Origin of the sequence: Mesorhizobium sp. M2A.F.Ca.ET.042.01.1.1 (assembly GCF_003997405.1) — a bacterium.
Taxonomy (GTDB): domain Bacteria; phylum Pseudomonadota; class Alphaproteobacteria; order Rhizobiales; family Rhizobiaceae; genus Mesorhizobium.
Map to the genome: position 1 here is coordinate 1 of NZ_RZRX01000288.1, position 7,370 is coordinate 7,370.

Genomic DNA, 7,370 nt, shown 5'->3' on the forward strand with positions numbered 1-7,370 from the left:
GTCGCTCATTGTCATCCGGTCATAGAGCAATTCCAGGAAAAGTGTGAAACGGTTTTCCGTCCGGAATTGCGTCAAAACAAAGAGAGGCGGCAGGTCCGTGATTGGACCGCAAGCGCTTCTATCGCGAATGATCTTGGTCTTGAAGAGGCGAATGCGAGCAGCTTTTGCGCAGCTGTCTCGCAGGCTCGCTCATATGCCGCGCTTGCCGCAGCCCTTCGGCCGGCACAGCGGCGCGTGCAGTGCGCGCCTGTGCCGGCAGCGGATCGTCGAAGTCGAAAACATCCGTCAGCTCGTCGATGTTGCTTCCCGCGACGGGCTTCGCCCAGAGAATTGTGCACCAAAGGCCGAATATCGAAATCCCAAGCAGATTCAGCCCGCCGGGAATGCTCTCGGGATCGCCGAATTTGACGACCAGCAGTACGCCCGCCTGCAGAAGGGCATAGACGGCGGAAAGGGCAATATAGGCCCACAGGATCCACCGGCGTCCATTCGCGTCGCGGCTGCGGCGCGAGGCGAAGTTGCCGCGCAGCGCAACAAAGATGAGCGAGGCGATCAGGACGGCGCCTGCCATGCCCTGCCGCGCCGGGCCAGGTGCCGAATTGATCAGTCCTTCGAAACCGATCGTGCCGACAATGCAGACAACGATCACCACGGCTTCGGCAACAGCAAGACCGAGAGAGTAAAGGAAAAAGCGCAGCCGGCCAATATTGGACGTAAACATGTGCCACCCCCACTGTTGCAGCAAGGATGAGGCATAACCGAATAAAAATCGGTTACTTCAAATGCTCATAGCTTACGGATTTTAACTTTCTTCGTCTTTGGCGCGACTTCGCGCAGCCGCCGGCAGCCGCCTCGGATCATCCCCAGGCGAGCCATCGCCGCGCGGCATGGCCGGCGAGAACCGGTCGAGCGAGGAGATGATGCCGCGCAGAACCTTCAGCTCCGGCTCGGCAAAGCCCGCGCGCGTCAACACGGCGCGCAGATTGTCGACCATCTTCGGCTTCTTTTCTTCCGGGCGGAAGTAGCCTCGCGCCTCCAGCGCGTTCTCCAGATAGACGAACAGGCTGTGCAGCTGCTCCTTGGTCGCCGGCGCCAGCTCCGGCCCGGAGAAATTGGTCTCAGTCTCGTCGGCGAGGCCGGATTTCATCCATTCATAGGACATCAAAAGCACCGCTTGCGCGATGTTGAGCGAGGAGAACCCGGGATCGACCGGAAAAGTGACGATCTCGTCGGCAAGCCCGACCTCGTCATTATAGAGGCCGAAGCGCTCGCGCCCGAACAGAATGCCGGCGCGCTGGCCCGCCTCGACGCGTGCCCTCAGCGCCCTGCCCGCTTCCACCGGCCCACGCACAGGCTTGAAGCCGTCGCGCTCGCGCGCCGTCGTGGCGAAGACGAAGTTCAGGTCGGCAACGGCCGACGCCAGATCGTCGAAGACCCGGGTGGCGTCGATGACATGATCGGCACGACTGGCGGCCGCGCGCGCCTTCTCGCTCGGCCAGCCATCGCGCGGGTTGACAAGGCGCAGTTCCGACAAGCCGAAATTCGCCATGGCGCGGGCGACCATGCCGATGTTCTCGCCGAGCTGCGGCTCGACCAGGATGATCGCCGGTCCGGCGGAGGCGGTCTTGGCTGTATCTTCGGTGGCTGGCATGGCTGTGGGTAACCGGGGTTTGCGGCGTTTCGGCGTCCCCTGCCACATCTCGTCCGGAAAATGAAGCTTTCACAACAGCGGCACACGTCCATCCCGGCGCGCATCGTGGTTTGCGCGCTGAAAAAGCCTTTGATATACGCTCCGCATCCCCGGCCGAAACCATGCGGGCAAGGCCGTCCAGTTCCCCCAGCAACGAGGCACTCTTTCCATGGCGAAGATCAAGGTGGCGAACCCGGTCGTCGAGCTCGACGGCGACGAGATGACCCGCATCATCTGGCAGTTCATCAAGGACAAGCTGATCCACCCCTATCTCGATCTGAAGCTTGAATATTACGACCTCGGCATCGAGCACCGCGACGCCACCAACGATCAGGTGACGATCGACTCGGCCAACGCCATCAAGAAATGGGGCGTCGGCGTGAAATGCGCGACGATCACCCCCGACGAAGCGCGCGTCGAGGAATTCAAGCTGAAGAAGATGTGGAAGTCGCCCAACGGCACCATCCGCAACATCCTCGGCGGCACCATCTTCCGCGAGCCGATCATCATGAAGAACGTGCCGCGCCTGGTGCCGGGCTGGACCAAGCCGATCGTCGTCGGCCGTCACGCCTTCGGCGACCAGTACCGGGCCACCGACTTCCGCTTCCCCGGCAAGGGCAAGCTGACGATCAAGTTCGTCGGCGAGGACGGCCAGGTGATCGAGCACGAGGTCTATGACGCGCCGGGCGCCGGCGTGGCCATGGCCATGTACAATCTCGACGAGTCGATCCGCGAGTTCGCCCGCGCCTCGCTGAACTACGGCCTGCTGCGCAACTTCCCGGTCTACCTGTCGACCAAGAACACCATCCTCAAGGCCTATGACGGCCGCTTCAAGGATATCTTCCAGGAGGTCTATGAGAAGGAATTCGAGGCCGAGTTCAAGGCAAGGAAACTCTGGTACGAGCACCGCCTGATCGACGACATGGTCGCTTCGAGCCTGAAATGGTCCGGCGGCTATGTCTGGGCGTGCAAGAACTATGACGGCGACGTGCAGTCCGACACCGTCGCGCAAGGTTTTGGCTCACTCGGCCTGATGACCTCGGTGCTGATGACCCCCGATGGCAAGACGGTGGAAGCCGAAGCCGCGCACGGCACCGTGACCCGCCACTACCGCCAGCATCAGAAGGGCGAGGAAACCTCGACCAATTCGATCGCCTCGATCTTCGCCTGGACGCGCGGCCTCGCCCACCGCGCCAAGCTCGACGACAATGCCGAGCTGAAGCGCTTCGCCGAGACGCTGGAGAAGGTCTGCATCCAGACCGTCGAAAGCGGCTTCATGACCAAGGACCTGTCGCTGCTGATCGGCCCCGACCAGCCCTGGCTCTCTACCACCGGCTTCCTCGACAAGATCGACGAGAATTTGCAGAAGGCAATGGGGTGAGGAGTGGTGCGCGAAGCGCATGAAAAGCCCCAAAATGGGCTTTTCATGCGACGAACGCCCGGAGCCATAGCGCAGGGCCGGGCCGTGTGACAAAGTCCCTTAGTGTCGAAGGCTCCGAAAGGAGCCTTCGTTTTTTGTGGGTTAAGCAAAAAGAGCGGGAGCGATGGCCAAGCCGATCCTCTATGGCGCCGACTACAGCGTTTATGTGCGCATCGCGCGGATGACGTTGGAGGAGAAACGCATCGGCTACGAGCTGGTGCCGCTCGACATCTTCGCCGCCGACGGCATTTCCGCCTGGTATCTGGAACATCACCCGTTCGGCCGCATCCCGGCCTTCGAGCATGACGGCTTTCGCCTGTTCGAGACCGGCGCAATTGCGCGCTATGTCGACGAAGCCTTCGATGGTCCGGCCCTTCAGCCCACTGATCCGCGCCTTCGGGCGCGGATGAACCAGATCATCGGCATGCTCGATGCCTATGGCTACCGCGCCATGGTCTGGGATGTGGCGGTCGAGCGGCTGGAGAAAACGCCGCCGGATGAGGCGCTGATCGCCGCCGGGCTCCGCCAGGCCGAGACCGTGCTCAAGGTCCTGACATCGCTCAAGGCAAAAGGGCCCTGGCTGCTCGGCGAGCAACTGACGCTGGCCGACCTGCACGCGGCGCCGATCATCGCCTATTTCCTCAAGGTCGAGGAAGGGCGCGATCTGCTGGGACGGTTCGTGGAAATCCGTGATTGGTTTGCGCGCGTGGCTGATCGTGCGAGCTTTGTGCGGACTGAAAAGGTCGCTTAGGCCGAGTGAATTTCCTCAACGTCGGCGCCGCCCCTCATTGCCCTGCCGGGCATTTCTCCCCGTAAACGGGGAGAAAGAAACGGTTGCAACGCCGGCGCCTTTCCTGCACCTGCTGACCTTTGGCGAAAGCCGCGATAGCAGCGCCTTCTCCCCGTTCAACGGGGAGAAGATGGCGCCAGATGAGGGGCAGCGCTGACCTCGCAGAACTAGGAACCGGCCTACGCTAAGCCAACCATCTTAAGCCGCCTCCAGCGCCGCCTTCACCGCCGCGATCGCATCATTGGCCTTGGAGGCATCCGGGCCGCCGGCCTGCGCCATGTCGGGACGGCCGCCGCCGCCCTGCCCGCCAAGCGCGGCGGATGCGACGCGAACGAGATCGACAGCGCTGAAGCGGCCGGTCAAATCGTCGGTGACGCCGACGACCACGCTTGCCCTGTTGTCCTCGCCGGCGCCGACAAAGACGACCACGCCCGAGCCGAGCGTTTTCTTGCCGGCATCGGCAAGTGGCTTCAGGTCCTTCGGCGCCACGCCGGAAACCGCCTTGCCAAGGAAACCGACGCCGGCGACCGTCTCGTTGGCAGCCGGCGCATCGGCAACGGCCGAGCCGCCGCCCAGCGCCAGTTTCTTGCGCGCCTCGGTCAGCTCTTTTTCGAGCTTCTTGCGCTCTTCGAGCAGCGCCTCGACACGCGACGGCACATCGGCCGGCGAAATCTTCAGGGTCGCCGCCGCGGCCTTCAGGCGTTTGTCCTGTTCGTCGAGATGCCTGCGCGCCGCCTCGCCGGTCAGCGCCTCGATGCGACGCACGCCGGCCGCCACCGCGCTGTCCGACAGGATACGCACCAGGCCGATATCGCCGGTCGAGCGGACATGCGTGCCGCCGCAAAGCTCGACCGAATAGGGCCGATTGGCCTTGGCGCCATGCAGGCCGGTGCCCATCGACACGACGCGCACCTCGTCGCCATACTTCTCGCCGAACAGCGCCATCGCACCCTCGGCGATGGCGTCGTCGACCGACATCAGCCGCGTCGTCACCGGGCTGTTCTGAACGACGATCTCGTTCGCCATGTGCTCGACCTCCTCTAGCTCATCGGCCGAGATCGGCTTGTTGTGCGAGATGTCGAAGCGCAGGCGGTCGGGCGCGACCAGCGAGCCCTTCTGCGCCACGTGGGTGCCCAGCACCTCGCGCAGTGCCTCATGGATGAGATGCGTCGCCGAGTGGTTGGCGCGCAGCTTCGAGCGGCGGGCATGGTCGACCTTGAGCTCGACGGCGGCACCCGTCTTCACCGTGCCTTTGGCCACCTTGCCGAGATGCACAAACAGACCGTCGGCCTTCTTCTGCGTATCGGAAACCTCGATCGAGAAGCCCTCGCCGGAGATCACGCCGGTATCGCCCATCTGGCCGCCGGATTCGCCATAGAACGGCGTCTGGTTGACGACCACGGCGATCGCGTCGCCCTGGGAGGCACTGTCGATCGTCTTGCCGTCCTTGACCAGCGCCTGAACGATGCCTTCGGCCTGTTCGGTGTCGTAGCCGAGGAATTCGGTGGCACCCGTCTTTTCGCGCACCGAGAACCACACAGTCTCGGTCGCGGCTTCGCCCGAGCCCGCCCAATGCGCGCGCGCCTCGGCCTTCTGCCGCTCCATCGCGTCGGTGAAGCCGGCGATATCGACCGAGATGCTGCGCTGGCGCAGCGCATCCTGCGTCAGGTCGAGCGGAAAGCCGTAGGTGTCGTAGAGCTTGAAGGCCGTCTCGCCGTCCAGCATGTCGCCAGCCTTGAGGGTCTCGGTCGCGTCCGAAAGCAGGCCGAGGCCGCGCACCAGCGTCTTGCGGAAACGTGTTTCCTCGAGCTTCAGTGTCTCGGTGATCAGCGCCTCGCCGCGCACCAGCTCGGGATAGGCCTGGCCCATCTCACGCACCAGCGCCGGCACCAGCTGCCACATCAGCGGTTCCTTGGCGCCGAGCAACTGCGCATGGCGCATGGCGCGACGCATGATGCGGCGCAGCACATAGCCGCGCCCTTCGTTGGAGGGCAGCACGCCGTCCGCCACCAGGAAAGAGGATGAGCGCAGGTGATCCGCAATCACGCGGTAGGACGCGACGTTCTCCGTATTTGGCCCCTGGCCGAGCGCCGAGGACGCGGCATCGATCAGATGCTTGAACAGGTCGGTCTCGAAGACGCTTTCGACGCCTTGCAGGATGGAGGCCATGCGCTCCAGCCCCATGCCGGTGTCGATCGAGGGACGCGGCAGGTCGATGCGCTCTTCCTTCGTCACCTGCTCATACTGCATGAACACCAGGTTCCAGAATTCCAGGAATCGGTCGCCGTCCTCTTCCGGGCTGCCGGGCGGGCCGCCCCAGATATGCTCGCCGCGGTCGATGAAGATCTCCGAGCAGGGACCGCATGGGCCGGTGTCGCCCATCGCCCAGAAATTGTCGGAAGTCGGAATGCGGATAATGCGATCGTCCGAGAAGCCGGCGATCTTCTTCCAGTAAGCTGCCGCCTCATCGTCGGTGTGATAGACGGTGACGAGCAACTTGTCCTTCTTCAGGCCGAAACCCTTGGTGATCAGGTTCCAGGCAAGCTCGATCGCGCGCTCCTTGAAGTAGTCGCCGAACGAGAAATTGCCGAGCATCTCGAAGAAGGTGAGATGGCGCGCGGTATAACCGACATTGTCGAGGTCATTGTGCTTGCCGCCGGCGCGCACGCTCTTCTGCGCGGTCGCGGCGCGCGAATAGGAGCGCTTCTCCAGGCCGGTGAAAACGTTCTTGAACTGCACCATGCCGGCGTTGGTGAACATCAGCGTCGGATCATTGCGCGGCACCAGCGGGCTGGAGGCGACGATCTCGTGGCCCTCCTTGCGGAAGTAGTCGAGGAATGTCGACCGGATGTCGTTCACGCCACTCATTGCACACTGCCTTTTTCGCAAGAACCACCGGCCCGGCCGGCGGCAAATGGGCTTTGGTATTTCAGAAGATAGATGGGCCTTTTAGCGATAGCTCTTGAGCCTGTCCAGAAACACGGAGTTGGGCCAATCGGCAAGCGGGCAGCGGCTCAAAACCGCCCGCGAAACGCAAAACCGCCGGCGCGAAGGCCGGCGGTTCGGGTACGCAGTACTCAAGAACGCGATTACATAAGCATAACCAAATAAACCAGGATTGTGGCCGAACTCCGGCTAAGCCGACGAATTGCCTGCGCCGAACAGGAAACCGCCGCGCGATCTTCCTGGAACCGGCCTACATGGCGCCGGCTTCATCCTCGAAACCGTCGTCCCCGCCTTCGGAGCCGCCATTCTCGAGGAATTTCTCGGCGATCAGCCCGGCATTCTGCCGAAGCGCCATCTCGATCTCGCGCGCCGTGTCGGGATTGTCGCGTAGGAACAGTTTTGCGTTCTCGCGACCCTGGCCGAGACGCTGCGAATTATAGGAGAACCAGGCGCCCGACTTCTCGACCACGCCGGCCTTGACCCCGAGATCGACAAGCTCGCCGGTCTTGGACACACCCTCGCCA

The 7,370-nt window shown here is 63.2% G+C and carries 5 protein-coding genes and 1 pseudogene; 2 read left to right on the top strand and 4 right to left on the bottom strand.

The window, feature by feature from the left end; genetic code table 11:
- Positions 1 to 118: 118 nt before the first annotated feature.
- Together EOA23_RS29460 and EOA23_RS29465 are read right to left on the bottom strand one after the other, a co-directional pair.
- On the bottom strand, positions 119 to 745 hold the full coding sequence (locus EOA23_RS29460; protein WP_127306721.1) for a hypothetical protein: 627 nt from the start codon (positions 743 to 745) through the stop codon (positions 119 to 121).
- A gap of 57 nt (positions 746 to 802) precedes the next feature.
- The gene (locus tag EOA23_RS29465; RefSeq protein ID WP_127306722.1) at positions 803 to 1,651 is read right to left on the bottom strand and encodes an RNA methyltransferase; all 849 of its coding nucleotides are present in this window, start codon (positions 1,649 to 1,651) and stop codon (positions 803 to 805) included.
- A 208-nt stretch (positions 1,652 to 1,859) separates the two neighbouring features.
- Between EOA23_RS29465 and EOA23_RS29470 the strand changes: the two genes are divergently transcribed.
- Both EOA23_RS29470 and EOA23_RS29475 read left to right on the top strand, forming a co-directional pair.
- On the top strand, positions 1,860 to 3,071 hold the full coding sequence (locus EOA23_RS29470) for an NADP-dependent isocitrate dehydrogenase (RefSeq protein WP_112127719.1): 1,212 nt from the start codon (positions 1,860 to 1,862) through the stop codon (positions 3,069 to 3,071).
- A gap of 163 nt (positions 3,072 to 3,234) precedes the next feature.
- Positions 3,235 to 3,861 carry a glutathione S-transferase family protein gene (locus tag EOA23_RS29475; protein ID WP_127306723.1) on the top strand — a complete coding sequence of 209 codons (627 nt, stop codon included), beginning with the start codon at positions 3,235 to 3,237 and terminating at the stop codon, positions 3,859 to 3,861.
- Positions 3,862 to 4,098: 237 nt separating this feature from the next.
- Here the strand turns inward: EOA23_RS29475 and alaS are convergent, their stop codons facing one another.
- Both alaS and EOA23_RS29485 read right to left on the bottom strand, forming a co-directional pair.
- Positions 4,099 to 6,768, bottom strand: a complete 2,670-nt coding sequence (alaS, locus tag EOA23_RS29480; protein WP_127306724.1) for an alanine--tRNA ligase — start codon at positions 6,766 to 6,768, stop codon at positions 4,099 to 4,101.
- 328 nt (positions 6,769 to 7,096) lie between these two features.
- Positions 7,097 to 7,370, bottom strand: a pseudogene (locus tag EOA23_RS29485) (DNA recombination/repair protein RecA); the annotation flags it as partial.